The 19,448-nt window shown below is 49.5% G+C and carries 19 protein-coding genes; 16 read left to right on the top strand and 3 right to left on the bottom strand.

The window, feature by feature from the left end:
* Window positions 1-91: 91 nt before the first annotated feature.
* The 7 genes from nrdR to rplT all read left to right on the top strand — a co-directional run bounded on the left by nrdR (window position 92) and on the right by rplT (window position 6,437).
* A complete protein-coding gene (nrdR, locus tag GQ671_RS03820; protein WP_160652911.1) occupies window positions 92-565 on the top strand; it encodes a transcriptional regulator NrdR in 474 nt (157 codons plus the stop codon).
* Window positions 552-1,901, top strand: coding sequence for a replication initiation and membrane attachment family protein (locus tag GQ671_RS03815; protein WP_160652908.1), 1,350 nt, complete (start codon window positions 552-554; stop codon window positions 1,899-1,901). Before nrdR ends, GQ671_RS03815 begins: the two co-directional genes overlap by 14 nt.
* 5 nt (window positions 1,902-1,906) lie before the next feature.
* Window positions 1,907-2,836: a primosomal protein DnaI gene (dnaI, locus tag GQ671_RS03810; RefSeq protein WP_160652903.1), complete on the top strand. Its 930-nt coding sequence runs from the start codon at window positions 1,907-1,909 to the stop codon at window positions 2,834-2,836.
* A gap of 313 nt (window positions 2,837-3,149) precedes the next feature.
* Window positions 3,150-5,078, top strand: a complete 1,929-nt coding sequence (gene thrS / locus GQ671_RS03805; RefSeq protein ID WP_160652900.1) for a threonine--tRNA ligase — start codon at window positions 3,150-3,152, stop codon at window positions 5,076-5,078.
* 222 nt (window positions 5,079-5,300) lie between these two features.
* Window positions 5,301-5,834, top strand: a complete 534-nt coding sequence (gene infC, locus GQ671_RS03800) for a translation initiation factor IF-3 (protein WP_160652897.1) — start codon at window positions 5,301-5,303, stop codon at window positions 5,832-5,834.
* Window positions 5,835-5,852: 18 nt separating this feature from the next.
* Window positions 5,853-6,053, top strand: coding sequence for a 50S ribosomal protein L35 (rpmI, locus tag GQ671_RS03795; RefSeq protein ID WP_145286717.1), 201 nt, complete (start codon window positions 5,853-5,855; stop codon window positions 6,051-6,053).
* 24 nt (window positions 6,054-6,077) lie between these two features.
* Window positions 6,078-6,437: a 50S ribosomal protein L20 gene (gene rplT / locus GQ671_RS03790; protein WP_160652894.1), complete on the top strand. Its 360-nt coding sequence runs from the start codon at window positions 6,078-6,080 to the stop codon at window positions 6,435-6,437.
* A gap of 57 nt (window positions 6,438-6,494) precedes the next feature.
* Here rplT and GQ671_RS03785 read toward each other — a convergent pair whose 3' ends face one another.
* Window positions 6,495-6,764, bottom strand: coding sequence for a hypothetical protein (locus GQ671_RS03785; protein ID WP_246153125.1), 270 nt, complete (start codon window positions 6,762-6,764; stop codon window positions 6,495-6,497).
* 152 nt (window positions 6,765-6,916) lie between these two features.
* Between GQ671_RS03785 and GQ671_RS03780 the strand changes: the two genes are divergently transcribed.
* The 5 genes from GQ671_RS03780 (at window position 6,917) to GQ671_RS03760 (ending at window position 12,693) form a co-directional block, all read left to right on the top strand.
* Window positions 6,917-7,990 carry a M42 family metallopeptidase gene (locus tag GQ671_RS03780; protein ID WP_160652889.1) on the top strand — a complete coding sequence of 358 codons (1,074 nt, stop codon included), beginning with the start codon at window positions 6,917-6,919 and terminating at the stop codon, window positions 7,988-7,990.
* On the top strand, window positions 7,984-8,727 hold the full coding sequence (locus tag GQ671_RS03775; RefSeq protein WP_160652886.1) for a TrmH family RNA methyltransferase: 744 nt from the start codon (window positions 7,984-7,986) through the stop codon (window positions 8,725-8,727). The genes GQ671_RS03780 and GQ671_RS03775 overlap by 7 nt, the downstream gene beginning before the upstream one ends.
* Before the next feature lie 283 nt (window positions 8,728-9,010).
* Window positions 9,011-10,078: a phenylalanine--tRNA ligase subunit alpha gene (gene pheS / locus GQ671_RS03770; RefSeq protein WP_211364882.1), complete on the top strand. Its 1,068-nt coding sequence runs from the start codon at window positions 9,011-9,013 to the stop codon at window positions 10,076-10,078.
* A complete protein-coding gene (gene pheT, locus GQ671_RS03765; protein WP_160652879.1) occupies window positions 10,065-12,461 on the top strand; it encodes a phenylalanine--tRNA ligase subunit beta in 2,397 nt (798 codons plus the stop codon). The genes pheS and pheT overlap by 14 nt, the downstream gene beginning before the upstream one ends.
* Before the next feature lie 40 nt (window positions 12,462-12,501).
* Window positions 12,502-12,693, top strand: coding sequence for a hypothetical protein (locus GQ671_RS03760; RefSeq protein WP_160652876.1), 192 nt, complete (start codon window positions 12,502-12,504; stop codon window positions 12,691-12,693).
* Window positions 12,694-13,238: 545 nt separating this feature from the next.
* Here the strand turns inward: GQ671_RS03760 and GQ671_RS03755 are convergent.
* The gene (locus tag GQ671_RS03755; protein ID WP_160652873.1) at window positions 13,239-13,703 is read right to left on the bottom strand and encodes an S-ribosylhomocysteine lyase; all 465 of its coding nucleotides are present in this window, start codon (window positions 13,701-13,703) and stop codon (window positions 13,239-13,241) included.
* A 70-nt stretch (window positions 13,704-13,773) separates the two neighbouring features.
* Window positions 13,774-14,463, bottom strand: coding sequence for a ribonuclease HIII (gene rnhC / locus GQ671_RS03750; protein WP_160652870.1), 690 nt, complete (start codon window positions 14,461-14,463; stop codon window positions 13,774-13,776).
* Window positions 14,464-14,583: 120 nt separating this feature from the next.
* On the opposite strand from rnhC, the gene zapA reads away from it, so the two are divergent.
* The 4 genes from zapA to GQ671_RS03730 are packed head-to-tail and all read left to right on the top strand — an operon-like array spanning window position 14,584 to window position 19,440.
* Window positions 14,584-14,841, top strand: coding sequence for a cell division protein ZapA (gene zapA / locus GQ671_RS03745; protein ID WP_160652867.1), 258 nt, complete (start codon window positions 14,584-14,586; stop codon window positions 14,839-14,841).
* Window positions 14,842-14,845: 4 nt separating this feature from the next.
* Window positions 14,846-15,379 (top strand): CvpA family protein, encoded by a 534-nt coding sequence (locus GQ671_RS03740; RefSeq protein ID WP_160652864.1) that lies wholly within the window; start codon window positions 14,846-14,848, stop codon window positions 15,377-15,379.
* A gap of 28 nt (window positions 15,380-15,407) precedes the next feature.
* The gene (gene polX, locus GQ671_RS03735; protein ID WP_160652862.1) at window positions 15,408-17,102 is read left to right on the top strand and encodes a DNA polymerase/3'-5' exonuclease PolX; all 1,695 of its coding nucleotides are present in this window, start codon (window positions 15,408-15,410) and stop codon (window positions 17,100-17,102) included.
* A gap of 10 nt (window positions 17,103-17,112) precedes the next feature.
* Window positions 17,113-19,440 carry an endonuclease MutS2 gene (locus GQ671_RS03730; protein ID WP_160652859.1) on the top strand — a complete coding sequence of 776 codons (2,328 nt, stop codon included), beginning with the start codon at window positions 17,113-17,115 and terminating at the stop codon, window positions 19,438-19,440.
* Window positions 19,441-19,448: the final 8 nt, after the last annotated feature.

Below are 19,448 nucleotides of genomic sequence, written 5' to 3'. Positions count from 1 at the left end.
AGTATTTGAAAAGAAGAAACTGATGTTTCTTCTTTTTTTATGCGTAATATATTATAATGGTATACTAATCCTTGAGAAGTGAGGTGGTCATATGAAATGCCCGAACTGCCATCAGACAAGTTCCAGGGTCGTCGATTCCAGACATACGGATGAGGTGTCCGCCATACGCAGAAGAAGGGAATGTGAAAACTGCGGATTCAGGTTCACTACTTTTGAACGGATGGAACTCTCTCCCCTCGTGGTTGTCAAAAAGGATGGAAACAGGGAAGTCTTCAGCCGGGAGAAGCTCATGGATGGACTGCTGAGAGCGTGCGAAAAACGCCCGATACCATATGAAGCACTGGAAAAAACGACTGCGCGCATAGAATCTGCGCTCAGAAACTTGAATAAACCAGAAATCTCGAGCAATGAAATTGGCGAGTGCGTAATGAAGGAACTGATTACATTGGACCAGGTGGCCTATGTCAGGTTTGCCTCTGTATATAAGGAATTCAAGGATATCGATCAGCTGATGGATACATTGAATCACCTCGCCAAAGGCAGGGATGACGATGAACTTCAATGAGCGGCTGAAACCGAATACCGAATTCATGGTCTATAATCCTGCTGCATTTGAAAAGTCCCATCTTAATATTTTGAATGAGCTCTACCTGCCGCTCATCCATCAGGATGCAGCAATGGCATATATATATCTTCAGGAATCCTCGGCATATTATGAGAAACTCGAAATAAGGTTTCATAAGGAGATAATGGACGCGCTGAACACGTCCTTATCCAGCTTCTCGAAAACTCTAGAGAAACTGGAAGGCATCGGTCTGGTCAGATCTTTCGTATCCGATGAAGCACATGATGACCTCTTCGTATATGAGCTGCTGCAGCCGCTCACTCCGGAAGCCTTTTTCAAGGATCCGATGCTGAGTCTCTACCTTCATAATCATATTGGTCCGAATGCCTATAAAACAAAGAAAGACCGCCTGTGCTATCCTTCGAAGCCTGAGCATTTCACCGAAGTGACCCGGAAGTTTACGGAGGTGTTCCAGGTAGGCAGCGAAGAAGGATTCAGCATTCCGGAGGATTCTTTAAGGAAGGACAATGCATCGACGGGTCCGAATGTCGATCTGGACGATTTCGATTTTGATGTTCTTTTTACGCATCTGAAAGGCACAAAGATCGACCGTGCGTTCTTTACCAAGGAAGTACGGATGCTGATTGTGAAACTGAGCGTACTTTTCAATCTCAATGCATATGATATGAAGCAGATACTGCTGTCGGCGACCACACAGTATGCCGGTATCGACAGGGAGCAGCTGAGATATGAAGCAAGAAAGTACTACCAGAAAGAGAACAGGGGCAAGCTGCCGTCCATGACGACCGGGCCTGAGCCGCAGCAAAAAGAAGTTGGAAATTCCAATGACTCCTATATAGAGCGGCTTGAATCGATCAGTCCGCTGGATCGTCTCAATGATATCCGTAACCATCAGCCGAGTGACAATGATCTGAAGCTTGTGACGGATATCATCGCCAAGACAAGCCTGCCGAACGGCGTCGTCAATCTTCTGCTCGAGTATGTATATCAGCAGAAGGAGGGCAATCTGAACTATCCCTACACGATGAAGATCGCCCGGGACTGGGAAGAGAAGGGCATCCGTTCGGCCAGGGAGGCGTACCAGTCCATCATGGAGTTCAGGAAGCAGCGGAATACGAAGCGCACCGGTCCAAGGGAGCGCCAGGGTGAACGCAGACCAGCCTGGATGGATGACACCAGGAAGACGGCACCAGCACCAGCATCAAATAAAGATGAGGACAAAAAGCCTGCGCCTGAAAAAGGTGCAGTTCAGAAGACGGCAAAAGACGATCCGGAACTCCAGAAAATGATAGATGACTTTAGAAAATCCAGGTGATTCAGATGGAACCTATAAACCAGTTCTTAAAGAACAATAAAAAAATACAGGATAATAACGACAGGCTGTATGAATCTTTGATTCGTCATCCGAGAATTGTGGAACTGCTTGAAAACAGCGAATTCGAAATTACGCGGTCCATGATCAAAAATGACCTGCTGCAGCTGAAACGCTATACAGAACAGTCTCTGGCATGCGAGAACTGCCCGTCCCTGGGACAGTGCATCAACCATCCACAGGGATACGTCCCTTCGATAGATGTCAGGGGCGGCAGAATCCATATCATGTATACACCTTGCCCGAACAAGAAGAAGGATGATGCTTTCCGTGAGAAGGAGAAGATGATCGAATCCTACCATGTACCGAAAGATGTCAAGGACGCGACGTTCGAAACGGTCTTTCTTGATCCCGATTCGAACCGCCAGCAGATCATCATGAAATCCATTGCTTCAAGTAAGAAAATCATCGAAGGTACAGATGCAAAAGGGCTGTACATCCACGGCAGCTTCGGCATCGGCAAGTCCTATCTGCTCGGCTGCATTGCCAATGAGCTCAAGGAGCAGTCGGTGTCTTCAATCATCGTCTATGTGCCGGAGATCATCCGCGATCTGAAGGCGGGCTTCAAGGATGGCACGACGGACAGCAAGTTCAATACGATCAAGAACGCGCAGGTGCTCATGCTCGATGATCTTGGTGCGGAAGATGTGACACCATGGGTGCGCGATGAGGTCATGACCGGCATACTGCACTACCGCATGGTGGAAGGTCTGCCGACATTTGTCAGCTCCAACTATTCGATGGCCGACCTCGAGTACCGCTATGCCAGGACAAAGGAGAATGGGGTAGAGGAGACGAAGGCACGCCGGATGATGGAGCGGCTGAGGTCACTTTGCGAGGAAGTACAGCTTGAAGGCAGCAACTACCGCGGCAACTGATGCTTGATTAATGGAAGTTGGTTGAGTATAATCAATGTATAATTTCATTAAATGAATTCCAAGGACACCACTTTTTCCGTGTTTATTCAAAGAGAGTGCATGAACTGCTGAAACATGCATAATGAACCGTCTGAGTGACTCCCTTGATATATGCTGGCTAATCCCCAGCCGGCACGGACCGTTATTTCCGACTGAAGGCAGGCATTTGTCCTGCAAATCAGGGTGGTACCACGGTGAAAATCGTCCCTCTATCTATAGAGGGACGATTTTTTATTTTTAGAATGCAATCAATATATGTGAAAGGGTGGAGAATATGAGTGAAGTGAAAATTACATTTCCGGATGGGAATGCCAAGAGTTTCGATTCCGGTATAACTGCGGAAGAAATTGCCCAGTCCATCAGTCCGGGCCTTAGGAAAGCGGCGCTTGCTGCCAAAGTTGATGGTGAGATGTATGATCTCAGAAGGCCGATCGAAGCGGATGCAGACATCGCGCTGATCACGAACAAGGACGAGGAGGGGCTCGAAGTACTGCGCCACTCCACTGCACACCTTATGGCGCAGGCACTGAAACGCCTGTACGGCGAAGTGAATTTCGGAGTCGGTCCGGTCATCGAGGAAGGGTTCTACTACGACTTCGATATGGATGAGAAGATCTCCTCCGATGATTTCGAGAAGATAGAGAAGGAAATGAAGCAGATCGTCGAAGAGAATGTGGAAGTGGAACGTAAAGTACTTTCTCGTGATGAGGCAAAAGACCTCTTCAGTGATGATCCATACAAGCTCGAGCTGATCGATGCGATTCCTGAGGATGAAACAGTGACGGTCTACTCACAAGGTGAGTTCATCGACCTGTGCCGCGGTGTCCATGTACCATCCACTTCAAAGATCAAGACATTCAAGCTTCTGTCGACAGCAGGTGCATACTGGCGCGGAGACAGCGACAACAAGATGCTGCAGCGCATATACGGTACAGCCTTCTTCGATAAAAAGGAACTGAAGTCATACTTGAATCTGCTCGAGGAAAGAAAAGAGCGCGACCACAGAAAGATCGGCAAGGATATGGCACTGTTCCAGAACAACCAGCTGATCGGGGCCGGCCTGCCGCTATGGCTGCCGAATGGTGCGACGATCAGACGCGAAATCGAGCGCTATATCGTCGACAAGGAGATCGCTCTCGGCTACGACCACGTCTACACACCGGTCATGGCGAATGTCGATCTCTACAAGACAAGTGGCCACTGGGAACACTATCAGGATGACATGTTCCCGACAATGGATATGAATGGGGAGGAGCTTGTACTCCGTCCGATGAACTGCCCGCACCACATGATGATCTACAAATCGAGCAAACACTCCTATCGTGAGCTGCCGATCCGCATTGCCGAGCTCGGCACGATGCACCGCTACGAAGCGAGTGGGGCGGTCAGTGGTCTGCAGCGCGTCCGGGGCATGACACTGAATGATGCCCACGTCTTCGTCAGGCCCGACCAAATCAAGGAAGAGTTCAAGCGTGTCGTCCAGCTGATCATCGATGTGTACGCGGACTTCGGTTTCGAGAACTATTCATTCCGTCTGAGCTACCGCGATCCTGCAGATACTGAAAAGTACTTCGATGATGATGAAATGTGGAACAAGGCGGAATCCATGCTGAAGGAAGCGGTCGATGAAATGGCGCTCGACTATACCGAAGCCGATGGTGAAGCGGCATTCTATGGTCCGAAACTCGATGTCCAGGTCCAGACGGCACTCGGCAAGGAAGAGACACTGTCGACAGTGCAGCTCGATTTCCTGCTGCCTGAGCGGTTCGACCTGACATATACAGGCAGTGACGGTGAGCTCCATCGTCCAGTCGTCATCCACCGCGGCGTCGTCTCCACAATGGAACGCTTCGTAGCATTCCTGACAGAAGAATATAAAGGTGCCTTCCCGCTATGGCTCGCGCCACAGCAGGTGGAGATCATACCGGTCAATCTGGATCTCCACTACGACTATGCAAGAGCGCTCAAGGATGAAATGAAGAGCCACGGCATCCGTGTGAACATCGATGACCGGAATGAGAAGATGGGGTACAAGATCCGCGAAGCACAGATGAGGAAAGTCCCATACCAGGTCGTCATCGGTGATAGGGAGATTGAAGAATCCCAGGTCAATGTACGCAAGTATGGCGAGAAGGATCAGAACACCTTTGATCGCGACGAGTTCATCTGGCAGCTTGTGGATGAAATCAGACTGAAGAAATAGCTGCTTGACATTCATCCTGAAAGCGTGTAGTATATTAGGAGTTGATAAGAACGGACAAGAAGAAGCTCCCGCTTCTCACCCGCAAGCACCACACTGGTAGCGACCGGGTTAGTACAGTAAGAATGACATGAGCAGAGTGTGACTCTGTCTCATGCATCTTGATGCTGGTTGGCGGGCGCATATTGTGCCCGCCCTTTTTGTTCGTCTTCAAACTATATGGAGGTGTCAAAGATAGCTAAGGACCAAACATTAATCAATGACAGAATCCGCGCCAAAGAGGTACGCCTGATCGGTCAGGACGGTTCCCAACTCGGCATCAAGCCTAAACGTGAAGCACAGGAAATGGCAGAACGTGTGGAACTGGACCTTGTACTTGTGGCTCCGAACGCAAAGCCGCCGGTTGCCCGCATCATGGACTATGGCAAGTATAAGTACGAGCAGCAGCGTAAAGAGAAAGAAGCGCGTAAGAAACAAAAAGTGATCAACGTCAAGGAGATCAGACTTTCCCCGACAATCGAAGATCACGATTTCAATACCAAGTTGAAAAACGCAAAGAAATTCCTTGCGAAAGAAGACAAGGTGAAAGTTTCCATCCGATTCCGTGGACGTGCAATCACCCACAAGGATATCGGTCGTAAAGTATTAGAACGATTTGCCAGCGAATTGTCTGAAGTTGCAACAGTTGAACAGAGACCTAAGATGGAAGGTCGTTCAATGTTCCTGGTGGTTGCACCCATCGTCGACAAAAACCAATAATCCGGAGGTTATGATCCCATGCCAAAAATGAAAACTCACAAAGGTTATGCTAAACGCGTCAAGCGTACTGGAACAGGTAAATTCAAACGCAACAGTGCGTTCACTTCCCACCTGTTTGCGAACAAATCCACTAAACAGAAGCGTCACCTGAGAAAATCAAGACTGGTTTCCAAAGGCGACCACAAACGTATCCAAAAACTACTATCATATGTAAAATAATCGATTGATTAAGGAGGAGCAAAAATGGCACGTGTTAAGAATGGTTTGACGTCCCGTAAAAGACGTAAAAGAGTATTGAAGCAAGCAAAAGGATATTTTGGTGCAAAACGCACACTCTATAGAACAGCTAAACAGCAAGTCATCAAATCCGGTCAGTATGCATACCGTGACCGTCGTCAGACGAAACGCGAATTCCGCAAGCTTTGGATCGCGCGTATCAATGCAGGCGCTCGCCAGAATGGCATAAGCTACAGCCGTCTGATGAACGGACTGAAAACTGCTGGTATCGACATCAACAGAAAAATGCTTTCTGAAATCGCGATTTCAGATGAAAAAGCATTCGCTGAGATTGTAACTCAGGCTAAAAATGCACTGAACAAATAATATTGCATGAAAAAACCACTCATTCATCCGAATGAGTGGTTTTTTACTGTATTTTTACTATATATGGGCAGACAGTTCATCAAGCAGTGCGTCAGAGTACTCGAAGTAGCATTCCTTCTGCTCTTTATTTTCATCCGCTACGTCATCTTCCGGCATGATGTCGAGGCGGATGAGTTTCTCGCCTTCGTCGAAGAATGGCAGTGTCTGATCTGCATATTCATCAGTCAGTCTGCTATATAGCTCAACCGCTTTGTCGTCTTCATAGGTATTGCTTTTTACAAGTACTTCCTGGCCGGATTCTTCAACTTTCGATATCTTTATATTCATCAAGGTAACGCCTCCTAGAGTATTTCTATATCCCGTCTACAATGATGATATCAACTTCTCTCCGATATGTGTATCAATATGGTCCATATTACGAAAACTGAAATAATTTATGATAGAATGGAAGTATCTTAATGGAAGCAAGGAGACTGATTATGGATAGACAGCTGGAAATGATGAAAAGCCTGACGGATGCACATGGTATTTCAGGCTTTGAATACGATGTCAAGAAAGTGATGAAATCATATCTGGAGCCGGTCAGTGATGAATTGGTACAGGATAACTTGGGAGGCATCTTCGGCAGACGCAATGCGAAAAATGGCTCGCGCACACTGCTCATCGGGGGCCACCTTGATGAGATCGGCTTCATGATTACAAGAATAGATGACAATGGATTCATCCGTTTTACGCCGATAGGCGGATGGTGGAACCAGGTCATGCTGTCACAGCGCATGAATGTAGTGACGGACTCAGGTATTCTGACCGGCGTCATCGGTTCAAAACCGCCGCACGTACTGTCAGCTGAAGCACGCAAGAAGCCGGTCGATATGAAGGACATGTTCATCGATATCGGTGTATCTTCAAAAGAGGAAGCAGAAAATGCCGGTGTAAAAGTGGGCGACATGATTACCCCACACTGTGACTTCACCGAAATGGCCAACAAGGACTATCTGCTGGCCAAGGCATGGGATAACAGGTTCGGCTGTGCACTGGCGATCGAAGTGCTGGAGTCCGTCAAAGAAGAGGACATCAATATCAATCTCGTCAGCGGGGCGACTGTACAGGAAGAGGTCGGTCTGCGCGGTGCCAAGGTTGCGGCGAATAAAGTGAAGCCGGATCTGGCAATTGCTGTGGATGTCGGAATTTCCTGGGATACACCAGGCATGAGTGAAAAGGACGGTACCGGTAAGATGGGTGACGGCCCGCTTGTACTGCTGCTGGATGGTTCGAACATCGGTCATGTCGGTTTCAGGAGACATGTAGAGAAGCTGGCGAAAGAGAAGGATATTCCGGTACAGTGGTCCGCCATTACAGGCGGCGGTACGGATTCAGGTGCATTCCACGTATCCAATGAAGGTGTGCCATCAATCTCCATCGGAGTGCCGCTCAGATATATGCACTCCAACGTATCCATCCTGAACAGGGAAGACTACAATAATGCAGTCCGTCTTGTGACGGAAATCGTCAGATCACTCGATGACAGCAAGGTGGAAGAGATCATTTGGTAGAAGCGAAGCATATTACGTCGAAAGATAACCCGCGTATCAAGGAAATGAAAAAGCTCCAGTCGAAAAAGTACCGTAGGAAGCTGGATCAGTTTCTGATTGAAGGGGAGCATCTTATTGAAGAGGCGATTGCACATGGTCAGAAGATCCATACGCTCGTTTTCCTGGAAGGCTATGATCATGGCAAGTACGATGACCTCGGTCTTGAAACGTTTGTAGTGAATGACAGTGTGATGAAGACACTGTCCTCACTTGAGACGCCACCCGGCATCATGGCAGTGGTCTCCTACGTTGCGCCCGAAACCGAAGGTCGCCGGGTACTGCTGCTGGATGGCATCCAGGACCCCGGCAATCTCGGTACACTGCTCCGCACAGCGGATGCCTTCGGATTTGGCCGTGTGATCCTGTCCCGGGATACAGTCGATGCTTTCAGTGATAAAGTACTCCGCAGTGCACAGGGCAGTACGTTCCATATCGATATCACGGCGATGGATGCAACCGAAGCGGTACAGCATTTCGATGGTACTGTCCTTGCGACCGATCTTGAAGGGGCCATACCGCTCGATGAGGTGCAGGGCGAGGACCCGCTGATGATCATTCTAGGCAATGAGGGCAGGGGTGTATCAGACGCAGTGCTCGCACAGGTCGACAGGAAAATAAAGATAGATATGCCAGGGGCAAGTGAAAGTCTGAATGTCGCAATTGCTGGCGGCATCATCATGCATCATTTCAAAGCTTGATTTTTTATTACTTTGATTTATAATAATCCTATAGATGAATATCAAGCTTCAAGAGAAGCCGGACATAAATGGTCCAGGAATCCGAGACAGGGAGCGCAGCACATGGACTGGAATGCTGCGTACGGATGGGACCAGGGTTCACCTGGCAGATGGAGCAGTGGGATGATCCCTTATCTTTCTAGAAGTGTCTGTATTTGTTATGCAGAAAATCAGGTGGTACCGCGGAAACTCCGTCCTTAGATACAAGGATGGAGTTTTTTATTTATATTGGAGGAGTGAGATGATGGATACAGTAGGAATTACAGATGTTCGGAAATCATTTGATGATGAGATAGCGAACGTCAGCAGTGTGGATGAACTGCAGCAGCTGAAAGTAGCTTTCCTCGGCAAGAAGGGCAAGGTTACGGGTCTGATGAAAAGCATGAAGGATCTTTCGAAAGAAGAAAGGCCTGAATATGGTGCGAAAGTCAATGAAGTACGCACGCATATTACAGAAGCGATCGATAATAGAAGTAAAGTCCTGGAAGAGGCGGCACTTGAAGCCAAACTGCGTGAGGATACAATTGATGTGACGCTGCCGGGCAGAACTTTCACCCTCGGCAGTCCACACCCATTGAGCCGAACGGTTGAGGATATCGAGGATTTCTTCCTCGGGCTTGGATATGAGATTGCGGAAGGGTACGAAGTCGAAACGGACTACTACAACTTCGAGGCGCTCAATCTGCCTAAATCCCATCCGGCACGTGACATGCAGGATACTTTCTACATTTCGGAGGAGACGCTGCTCAGAACCCACACGTCTCCGGTACAGGCGCGTACGATGGAATCGAGAAAAGGGCAGGGACCCGTAAAAATAATCTGTCCGGGTAAAGTGTATAGAAGAGACAGTGATGACGCGACACACAGCCACCAGTTCACACAGATCGAAGGACTTGTCGTCGATCGCGGCATCCATATGAGCGATCTGAAAGGCACACTCGAACTTTTCGCCAGGGAAATCTTCGGTGCGGAGCGCGAGATCCGCCTGCGTCCAAGCTACTTCCCGTTCACTGAACCGAGCGTCGAAGTGGATATCTCCTGCTTCAAATGTAAAGGTGCAGGCTGTAATGTGTGCAAAGGGACCGGCTGGATAGAGATACTCGGCGCCGGAATGGTGCATCCGAATGTACTTGAAATGGCCGGTTTCGATCCCGAGATCTACTCAGGATTCGCTTTCGGCATGGGGCCGGACAGAATCGCGATGCTGAAATACGGTATCGAAGATATCAGGCATTTCTACACGAATGACCTAAGGTTCATCAATCAGTTCAAAGCAACAGAAGATGGTGGTGTGACTAATGAAAGTATCTAGAGAATGGCTCAATGAATGGATTCCAAATGAAGTGCCGGTAAACGCACTGGCAGAAAAGATTACACGTGGCGGCATCGAGGTGGATGAGATCATCGACTACACTTCTGGAGTGAAAAATCTCGTCGTCGGATATGTGAAGACGGTGACGCAGCATCCGGAAGCGGATCGCTTGAGAATCTGCCAGGTGGATACAGGCGAAGAAACACATCAGATCATCTGCGGGGCGCCGAATGTCAAAGCCGACTCATATGTTGTCGTATGCAAAGTGGGCGGCAGACTGCCGGGTGGCATAAAGATCAAACGTGCCAAACTGCGCGGCGAAGTATCGGAAGGCATGATCTGTTCACTTGAAGAGCTCGGAATCAAGGAGGATCAGGTACCTGCCGAGTATCAGAACGGCATCTTCATGTTCCAGGAAGAAAGAACACCTGGGGAAGATGCACTGGCAGCACTGCTGCTTGATGACCAGGTGATGGAATTCGACCTGACACCGAACCGCAAGGATGCGCTCAGCATGGCCGGAGCGGCCTACGAGACACGTGCACTGTTCGGCGGGGAAGTCGAAGTGCCGGCACATGAAGTGGCGGATGGATCTGAAACAGCTGGACTTGAAATCAGAAATGAGGACGATGAAGCCGTGCCATTCTATGGTGCCCGTATCGTCCAAGGTGTCACAATCGCACCTTCACCGACCTGGATGCAGATGCGGCTGATCAAGGCGGGGGTCCGTCCGATCAATAATGTCGTCGACATATCCAATTATGCACTGCTCGAATTCGGCCAGCCACTCCATATGTTCGACCGGGACCAGATCGGTTCGGATGAGATCGTGACACGCTATGCTCGTGATGATGAGAAGATGACGACGCTTGATGGCAAGGAGAGGACGCTCGAGAGTGGGGATATCGTCATTACCAATGGCAGCGAACCGATTGCACTGGCAGGGGTGATGGGTGGCGAATTTTCCGAAGTGACGGATCAGACGACAACTGTCGTCATCGAGTCTGCAGTCTTCGATCCGGTATCCATTCGCAAAACGAGCGGACGATTGAACTTGAGAAGTGAGGCATCGTCAAGATTTGAAAAAGGGGTCTCCCACGAATTTGTACTGAAGGCACTCGATCGTGCTGCATTGCTGCTTGAGCAGTATGCTGGCGGCACTGTTGCATCGTCCCTCATTTCAGCCGGTGAACTGGATGTCCGAGATACTGAAATCAGCATAACCAGAGCATTCATCAACGATCATCTCGGCATGGAGCTCTCGACCGAAGAAATACAGGATACATTATCGAAACTCGGTCTGGATACGAAAGTTGAAAATGATGCACTTCTAGTATCGATCCCGTCCCGCAGGGATGATCTTAAAATCAAGCAGGATATCACTGAAGAAGTGGCAAGGATCTATGGCTATGATGCACTGCCTTCATCCATGCCGCGGGCAGGTACCACTTCAGGCAAACTGACGGATGAACAGAAGAAGACACGCATCGTCCGTCACCAGCTCGAATCACTCGGCCTTTCCCAGACGATCAACTACGCCCTGACAAGCCGCGGGAAAGCAGATCAGTTCAATGAACTGGAAGGCACAGTCGAACTGCTGATGCCGATGAGTGAAGATCATGCGGTTCTCAGGAAAAGCATGATTCCACACCTGGTCGATAACGTGGTCTATAACAGAAACCGTCAGCAGAAGGATGTGCAGTTCTATGAAATCGGCAGGATATTCAAGTCCAATGGCACAGGAGCCCTGCCTGAAGAACGGGAAATGCTGGCAGGCATCATTACGGGAGAAATGAACCGCACCGACTGGCTCGGAACAAAAGTACCGGCGGATTTCTTTGCAGCCAAAGGCATTGTTGAAAGTGTGCTTGAGAAACTCGGTCTCAGAGACAGTGTGAGATATGAGCAGTCATCAAGATTCGACGCACTGCATCCGGGCAGATCTGCAGATGTTCTGCTCGATAATGAACGCATCGGCTTCATAGGAGAACTGCATCCGAAGTATGCCCAGCAGAATGATCTCGACAGAACGGCAGTATTCGAAGTCGATCTCGCTCGACTGCTGTCTGTGAAACAGGGCAACATCATCTATGACCAGCTCTCAAGATACCCATCCATCACGCGGGATATTGCGCTTGTCGTTGAGGAGACGGTCGCTGCCGATACACTGGTGCGTACTGTCGAAACAGCAGCAACCAAGCATCTTGTTGATGTATTCGTCTTTGACGTCTACGAAGGGGATAACATGGAAGCAGGCAAGAAGTCCGTTGGACTCAGACTCACCTATCTGAACAAGGAAGATACGTTGACGGATGAGGAAATAGAGAAGCAGCATACACCTGTCCTGGAAGCACTGGAATCAAATGGTGCGCAGATCAGATAGAAAAAAGGCGAGCACACTGTGATCGCCTGAGGAAGTAGAAATGGAAGCTGCGAAATTCCGAAATATCGTGGAATTTGATGGCATGAGAGGCAAAGTCGAGAAAGTGAATGAACACTCGGTCATTGAAGCAGCTATAGATAGAGATGAAGCCGCCCCCTGGCAGACTGGATTTGTTCCAGTGTGTGGAGGGGCGGCTTTTTGTGCTTGTTTCATCAGGTTTGTTTGGGGATGAGCGAGTGATAATGAGGTTGGCTCTCTAACTTGCCATGGCGCCGCCCACGATGGTGAGTTGGCTCTCTAACTTGCCATGGCAGCACCCGCGATGGTGAGTTGGCCCCCTAACTTGCCACTGCAGCACCCACGATGGTGAGTTAGCCCCCTAACTTGCCATGGCGCGGCCCGCGATGGTGAGTTGGCCCCCTAACTTGCCATGGCAGCACCCACGATGGTGAGTTAGCCCCCTAACTTGCCATGGCGCGGCCCACGATGGTGAGTTGGCCCTCTAACTTGCCATGGCAGCACCCACGATGGTGAGTTGGCTCTCTAACTTGCCATGGCGGCGCCCACGATGTTGAGTTGGCTCTCTAACTTGCCATGGCGCCGCCCACGATGGTGAGTTGGCCCCCTAACTTGCCATGGCGCCGCCCACGATGGTGAGTTGGCGCCACTACCACACCCTACCCAATCCCATCCTCCAAAAAAAGACTGCAGACATGTCATTCTACAATGACTTTGTCTACAGTCTGAGGCGATCACAATGCGATCGCCTTTTCTTGGTTATTCTGCAAAAACAATATTCCAGCTGTCCTTCCTGGCAAGCATGCCCTTGGCAATTTCCTTGGCGCCCTCAAGGCTGTGGCTCGCCGCCCAGCCGCATTGGACTTCATTGCAGGCCGGAACTTCGGAGGCTTGGAGCACATCATTCAGTGTGCTTTCGACGACACTGCTGATATGATCATAGTCAGCATCATTCAGCACGGAAAGATAGAATCCTGTCTGACAGCCCATCGGGCTGAGGTCGACAACCTTCTCATGATGGTTTCTGATATTTTCAGCCATCAGATGCTCGATGGAATGCAGGCCGGGCATCTCCATGTGCTCCTTGTTCGGCTGGCAGAAACGGATGTCATATTTATAGATGACATCCCCATGCTCACCTTCACTTTTTCCAGCGAGGCGTATGTAGGGGGCATCCACTTTCGTATGGTCGAGGTTGAAGCTTTCAACATTCATCTTTGGCATTGCGCATTCTCCTTTTGGTCTGTAGTTAATGTAATGATAAATGAAAACCGGTGTCATCTCAATGATGATTTTATCTATTATTCCTTTTCTGATCGACCAGGTCCATGACTTTCTGCCTGGATTTGAAATGCTTTTTCGTCAGATTGTCAACATACTCCATGCCATGTCTGCCGGCGAGCTGTGCTGCAAACTGATCCGTCTTCTTGCTGGCACCTCTCGGCACTTCTTTTTTCAAATGCTGGTTCAGATTGCTCATCTGTTCGAGGTACTTGCTCCGGGCGAGTATGCTGGCACAGGCGACAGCGATGGCTTTCGACTCGGCCTTCGTCTCCTGGTGGATGAGATCGAGCCGGAAGGGTTCCGGAACGTATTTCTGATAGGCATTCTCTGTAGTGAACTGGTCGATGACAATGGCTTCCACATCATCCTGCTGCTTGGGCTCAAGCTTCTCGAAGACATTTCTGATGCAGTGGTCATGCAGCACCGCCTTCAATTTGACGATGTTCCAGCCTTCATCAATCTTCTTATTGTAGGAGGGATTATCCAGTACAACCAGGGAGTAGGGGACGATATGGGTGATATCGTGAGCCAGCTTGTCGACTGTGTTGTTCGACAAGTTCTTCGAATCCTTGACGCCAAGTTCACGCAGCAGCGCGACTTTGTCTTTTGGTACATGGGCAGCGCACACTGTCATCGGGCCGAAATAGTCGCCGACGCCAGCTTCGTCGCTGCCGATTGTATTCAACATATCATAGTTCATAATTATTCTATCCTTTGTGTTTTTTCGTATGCATATACTTGTGTATCCAGTAGTGGATAAGTATAATAAATTAATGATAACATATAAGAGCTGAAACTTTGGATAGGGAGGCAATGTCAGATGGCAGAATATAAAAACCGCATTGCTGTCGTAATAAATGACCAGAAGTATACGCTGGTCGGAGAAGACAACCCTGAGCATATACGGTATGTCGCAGGACTTGTAGATAATAAGATCAAAGAAATCGGTATGAAGAATGCAGGACTTGATACCACCAGAAAAGCAGTGCTTACAGCAGTGAACGTCATGGATGAGTACGTAAAGCTGGCTGAGAAGCACGAGGCGCTGCTGGAAGAAATGGACCAGCAGGGAAACTGATATCATGACACTGCTGATATTAATACTTCTCATCATAGGAATGGTCATCGGATACCGCAGGGGTATTATACTGCAGCTCCTTCATCTGATCGGTACGATTTCGGCCATCATCATTTCTGCCATGAACTATGAAAGACTTGCCTCTCGTCTGGACATGGTCCTGCCTTATCCGTCGACGGCCCAGACGATTTCAAGCTCGCTGCTGCCCGAGATAGATAACGCAGAGTTCGGCTTTTATAAAATGGCCGCATTTTTCATGATTTTTGTTGTTGCAAAAATTGTCATACAGCTGATCGTCAGTGCTTTCGACTATCTTCAGCAGGTCAATGCATTCGGACGTACAGGTGACATACTTGGAACAGCGCTCGGCCTGATAGAAATGATCTACCTGCTGGTGGTCATCCTGGTCATGGCGACTTTGATTCCGCTGGATATTGTGCAGACCACAATAGAAAATTCAGGGCTTGCACGATTCCTGATGGACAATACTTTCATCATTTCCGATAAGTTCATAGAATGGTTACAGACTGGGTCATAGAAATATGGCTCTTTTTTTGGAGGTCAATATGACAAAAAAAGATATTATCAATCTGCTTGAGACAATCGCAACATATATGGAACTTTCGCTCGAAAATCCGTTCAAGGTATCGGCCTACCGTAAAGCGGCCGGGGCCATTGAAAGGGATCCGAGATCACTGTCCGAGATCGACGATTTTTCAGAGATGAAGGGAATCGGCAAAGGTGTCAATGAGGTGATCACGGAGTACGTGGAGAAGGGCCGCTCCTCGGTACTGGACGAACTGAAGGAATCCGTGCCGGTATCACTCATCCAGATGCTCAAGCTGCCGACACTCGGCCCGAAAAAGATTGCGAAGCTGCACAAGGAACTCGGTATCGTGACGCTGGAAGGACTGAAGGCGGAGTGTGTTGCCGGCAGGGTAAGTGAACTGAGCGGATTCGGCAAGAAGACCGAGGAAAACATCGCCAAAGCGATCGATGAACTCCTTACCCGTCCCGAAAGATATCCGATCGAGAAGATTCAAGGCTTCAGAAGCATCATAGAAGCGGCGCTCACTGAGATCGGGGGCGTCGACAGATACGATGTTGCCGGCAGTGCAAGGCGCTACAAGGAGATGAGCAAGGATCTCGATTTCATTGTGCAGACCACCGATGCATCCGGCGTTGCAGAAGCATTCGTCAATCTCCCGTTTGTACAGGAGGTTGTGGCGAAAGGCGAGCGCAAGCTGTCTGTAGTCGTTGAACATGATATGGATCAGATCGGCGTCGACATGCGTTTCGTGACACCGGAAGCCTACTATACCACGCTGCACCATTTCACCGGTTCAAAGGAACATAACGTAAAAATGCGCCAGATTGCGAAAACGAGAGGCGAAAAGATCAGTGAATACGGGGTGGAAAAAGGGGATGATCTTCTGACGTTCGAGTCGGAAGCGGATTTCTTCTCTCACTTCGATATGCCCTATATTGCACCCGCCATGCGGGAGACCGGTGAAGAGACGGACATCGATGTATCAAAGATCGTTACACTGGATGATATAAGGGGCGACCTGCACATGCACACGGTGTACAGTGATGGCGCCTATTCCGTGCGTGAAATGATCGAAGCCTGTATTGCCAAAGGATATGAATACATGATCATTACGGATCACTCGAAGAGTCTGCGTGTCGCGAATGGCCTTGATGAAGCGCGTTTAAGCCAGCAGATCGAGGAGATCAGGAAACTGAGGCCGGAATATCCTGAAATCGACATATACACAGGGACGGAGATGGATATACTGAAGGACGGAAGTTTGGATTTTGCGGATGATATGCTTAAGGAACTGGACTATGTCATCGCAGCGATCCATTCGAGCTTCCAGCAGACGGAGGATGAGATCATGCACCGGCTCAAGTCGGCATGTGAGAATCCTTATGTGCGACATATCGCACATCCGACAGGCAGATTGATTGGCGGAAGAGACGGCTATGCGGTAGACTTCGAAAAGCTGATCCAGATGGCTGAAGATACGAACACTGTAATGGAAGTGAATGCCAATCCGAGGCGTCTCGACCTGTCATCATCCGTCATCAGAAATTCAGGCCTGATGCTGACAGTCAATACCGACGCCCACCACATCCGTCATCTCGAATTCATGGAATATGGTACGGCAACATTGCAGAAGGGTCTGATCGAGAAGAATCAAGTGATCAATACATTCTCAAGGGAAGATTTCAGAGAGTGGGTCAAAAAAGGGAAATAGAGGGTTGAAAATGAATCAGAGAACAATCAATACATTGGAGTTCGATAAGATACTCGCCCAGCTTTCCGCTTTTGCTGAAAGCGAAAAGACGAGAAAGATGATCGACAGGGACATCGTGTCGACCGATCTGGACGAAATACTGCAGATGATCAACGAAGTCGATGATGCTTCCACCATGCTCAGATACAAGGCGATCGAACTGGGTGGCATCACCGATATCAAGCAGCATGTCAGACGTGCAGAGATCGGCAGCATGCTCGGGGTACAGGAGCTGAATGAAATCAGGTCGATGCTGAACCGCAAGCATATGCTTGAAGGCGTCTTCAGCGATTTTGAAGATGAAGAGGTCATACTCGGCAACCTGCCGATTTACATCAACGGTCTGCCGGACGTTCATTTTCTATACAGAAGAATTACGGAAACGGTGGACGACAGCCAGGTGCTCGATCATGCATCGGAAGCACTGCTCAGAATCAGAAGGAAGATCCGTTCGGAAGAAGGGAAGATACGCGACCGCCTGAATGACATCATTCGCGGGTCGAATCAGAAGAAGCTGTCGGACAGCATCATCACGATGCGCAACAACCGCTATGTTGTTCCCGTCAAAGTGGAGCATCAGGGTGAATTCAGCGGCATTGTGCACGATATATCATCGAGTGGACAGACCGTCTACATGGAACCGATGGCAGTCGTCCAGATGACCAACCAGATACAGAGACTGCGGGATGAGGAGCAGACGGAAGTGGAACGCATCCTCTACCAGCTGTCAGCAGAAGTGGCGGAAGTCGGCTCCGAGCTGTCGATGACGGATGATGCACTGCACCATATGGATATGATCTTCTCGAAAGCAAAATATGGCGCCCGAATCAAAGGTTCGAAGCCTGAAGTGGCGAGGTCGGGTGGCATCCATCTCCCGGCTGCATTCCATCCCCTCATACCGGGTGACGAAGTAGTAAAGAATGATATCACAATGGATGAGGAGACGCGGGCCGTCATCATCACCGGTCCGAACACCGGCGGTAAGACCGTCACCATCAAGACGATCGGCCTCAGTGTGCTGATGGCCCAGTCGGGTATACCGGTTCCGGCGCGTGACGGCAGCCGGCTCCGTCTTTTCGAGAAGGTCTTCAGCGATATCGGGGATGAACAGTCCATCGAGCAGTCCCTGTCCACCTTCTCGAGTCACATGACAAACATTACAGGCATTCTGGACGAAGCGGATGAAAACAGTCTGGTACTGCTTGATGAACTCGGTGCAGGGACAGATCCGGAAGAGGGTGCGGCACTCGCCATCAGCATTCTCGAGTATCTGCTCGGCAAACGTTCGACCATCGTTGCGACGACGCACTATCCGCAATTGAAGTCATTCAGCTATTCAAGGGAAGACACGTTGAACGCGAGTGTCGAGTTCGATGTGGAGACACTGTCTCCGACCTACCGCCTGCTGATGGGCATTCCCGGCAAGTCCAATGCATTTGAAATCTCCAATAAACTTGGTCTGAATGGGGATGTCATCGAGCGTGCACGCAACCTTTCCGGCAGGGATAACGAAGATGTCAATGAAATGATCACTGCGCTCGAGCGTCATACAAGAAAAGCGCAGGACAATGAAGTGGAGACACAGCAGCTGCTCAGGGATGCAGAGAAACTCCACTCGAGTCTCGACAGCCAGGTGGCGGACTATGAAGCCTATAAGGAAAAACTCCGCAAGGAAGCACGTGCCGATGCCAACCGTATCATCAAGGAAGCGGAAGCGAAGGCCGATGATATCATCCGGACGCTGGAAGATATGAAGAAACTCGGTGCCGACATCCAGGAGCATGAACTGATCGACCAGAAGAAGGCACTGACCGACAGCTATCACGCGGAAGATATCAGGAAGAAGGAGCGTGCCACCAAGAAGGAGAAGATCTCTGCAGGAGATGAGGTGGATGTCCTGTCATACGGTCAGAAGGGTGAAGTGCTTGAAGTGAAGGACGATTCGGTCACCGTCCAGATGGGTATCATAAAAATGAAGGTCGGCATGGACGAAGTGAAGAAGCGCAAGAAGGAGCAGCCGAAGCGGACTGTATCGAGAAGAATCAACAAGACATCTGTAAAAAGGGAGCTCGATCTCAGGGGCCAGCGCTATGAAGAGGCGCTCCGCAAACTGGACCAGTATCTCGACCAGGTGATGCTTTCCAACTATAATGAAGTGGAGATCATCCATGGCAAGGGGACAGGCGCCCTGCAGAAGGGTGTACAGCAGTTCCTGAGAACGCATCCTAAAGTGAAATCATTCAGAGGCGGCATGCCGAGCGAAGGCGGCTTCGGTGTTACCGTAGTTGAAATGAAGTAGGGGGTCCT

It is taken from the genome of Salinicoccus hispanicus (assembly GCF_009831115.1).
Lineage (GTDB): Bacteria > Bacillota > Bacilli > Staphylococcales > Salinicoccaceae > Salinicoccus > Salinicoccus hispanicus.
This window is presented reverse-complemented; position numbering and strand designations above follow the sequence as displayed.